3 protein-coding genes are annotated in these 2,270 nt (G+C 62.3%); all 3 read left to right on the forward strand.

Annotation, left to right across the window (positions count from 1 at the left end):
• Window positions 1-969: DUF2345 domain-containing protein (locus AC1DP9_RS27565; RefSeq protein WP_477109056.1), on the forward strand; the 969-nt coding region annotated here is incomplete at its 5' end.
• Window positions 970-981: 12 nt separating this feature from the next.
• Complete coding sequence (locus tag AC1DP9_RS27570; RefSeq protein ID WP_477109057.1) at window positions 982-1,848, forward strand: DUF4123 domain-containing protein; 867 nt, start codon at window positions 982-984, stop codon at window positions 1,846-1,848.
• The coding region (locus tag AC1DP9_RS27575; RefSeq protein ID WP_477109058.1) for a DUF3304 domain-containing protein at window positions 1,845-2,270 on the forward strand (426 nt) is incomplete at its 3' end. The genes AC1DP9_RS27570 and AC1DP9_RS27575, both read left to right, overlap by 4 nt.

Genomic DNA, 2,270 nt, shown 5'->3' on the forward strand with positions numbered 1-2,270 from the left:
CACCATAACAGTCGCCAGACGGATCTGATTACCAATCAGGATCGTTGGCTATCCCGCAACGTTATTCGCACGCAGAGCGACAACAAGCTCGAATTCGAGGATTGGGAGGGACAGGAGCACGTCAAGCTGTCCACCGAGCATTCCGGCAAGAGCCAGCTGACGCTTGGCCACATGGTGGATGGGAAGTGGAAGCGGCGAGGGGAAGGGTTCGAACTCAGGACGTCCGGCTGGGGAGCGATCCGGGGCGGCAAGGGGTTGTTCATCACCGCCGATGACCAGCCAAAGGCCAGCGGACAGCAACTCGACATGGCCCCGGCTCAGCGCCTGCTCGAACAAGCGCTCCAGCAAAGCCAGGCACTGGCCGAGACCGCCAGGGCCGCACAAGCCCTCGCCGCCGACTGCGAGCGCCAGCAGGCCCTGCTCAATGACAGCCTCAAGCAACTGCGCGCCGCCGGACTGCTCGCCAGCGCGCCCGCTGGTATCGCCCTGGTGTCCGGGGCGGACCTGCAAACGAGCGCGGCGAACCATCTCATCGCCACCGCCGGCGGCAGCGCGGACATCAGCACCGTCAAGCGCTTCACCGTCGCCGCCGGCGAAGCCGTGTCCCTGTTCGCGCAGAAACTCGGCATGAAACTGTTCGCGGCGGGCGGGAAGGTCGAGATCCAGGCGCAGAGCGATGAACTGCAGCTGGCGGCGCTTAAGGACGTCACGATCAGCAGTACGGACGGGAAGGTTGTTCTTACCGCTGACAAGGAGGTCTGGATCGGTGCCGGAGGTTCCTACATCCGCATCACTGGCGAGCGGATCGAGAACGTCACGCTGGGCGACATCGCCGAGAAGTGCACATCGTGGGACAAGCACGCGCCGGGGGCCAAGTTGATTCCGCCGCAGCAATTGCCCCGCACGGCTTGCAAGAGCTGCCTGATCGACGCCATGCGCAGCGGCCAGTTCGGCATCTACATCAAATAGAGGCACGCCCATATGGACTACCGGTTCGCCCTGATCGACTCAAGCCATCAAATGCGCTTCCACCTTCGGCTGGACCGTTCTGGCGCCGCATACCAGTCGCTGTTCGAAGGCTATCCCGAGGCATCGCTGCTGGACATCGCCCCGTTGCTGATCGACCTGAGCCATGACGATCAGACTGGCCGGAACGTCCTTGCCGATGCGATGCGCCTCGGTGAGCTGAAACCGTGCGTCAGCATCATCGCAGCCTCGCGTCCGCTGACCGACCTCGCCGGGCATCTACGGCAGTTTCATCAGGTCAAGGTACCGAACAATCGCGAAATGATCATCCGCTGGTACGACGGCCGCATCTTTCCGACATGGCTCGCGCTCCTTGACGACGATCAACGCGGATTCTTCACGCGCGGCATCACGGAATGGCGCTACTTCGACCGTTTCGGTAAGTGCCAGCAGGCCACGCTGCCTGCCGACGACGCTCACCATGACGGGGCGTTTCCCCTGCCCGTCCACCTCGACGAAAAGCAAATCGCCGCCCTGGAGGCTGCCACCGAAGCGGACGGCATGATCGGCGGCCTGCAGGCAATCATGCCAAAGCTGCGGCACGTGCCATACCGCGTAGTTCATCCATTTATCGAAGCGCATTTGCGTGCCGCGCGCCAGCATGGGTTGTCCGACGTGGAAGATTTGGTGGAGTACCTGATATTGGCCTTCCAGACGTCAGGGCGCTTTGTCGATCATCCGCAAGCCACGCAACGGTTGTCGATGCCGGCGAATGCGCACAGCGATACGTTTGCGAAGTGGGCAGGCGGACTTGGGGGTGAGGTCTTGGCCGCCGGCACGCCTTTATGGGAAGCGCCTGACGAGCAGGAGGATGCACGATGAACCATCGTCTGGCATCGGCGGCGAGCCTGAGGCATGGCGTCAGGCTGGCCATGCTTGCGGCACTGTCGCTGGCAATGTCCGGTTGCGGCGACGAGCCAATCGCGGTGTCAATGGTTGGATACAACCACACCGATGTGGGCATCTATGCGTTCGAAGTCAATGGCTATGGCGGTCCAAATATTGGAGCGCACGAGGGCGGCGGAAAGTTCACTTGTTGCGTCACGATGCCACGGATCTACAAGCCTGGCACGACGGTGAAGGTCCGATGGGTCAATCGCATCGACGATGTTCCGCAGGAGCGGATCGTCGCCGTGCCGCCCTACGGGCCGGAGGAAATCGGAAGGTTCGCGGTGCATTTCCTGCGCGACGGCAACGTCAAGGTCTTCGTGACCATGATGGCTCTGCGTCATCCTGACTATCCC

This window comes from Cupriavidus sp. 01L43 (genome assembly GCF_056399925.1).

Excerpts from the sequence above, each read along its gene's own strand:
- AC1DP9_RS27570 (WP_477109057.1), top strand. The coding sequence starts at position 982 with ATGGACTACCGGTTCGCCCTGATCGACTCAAGCCATCAAATGCGCTTC.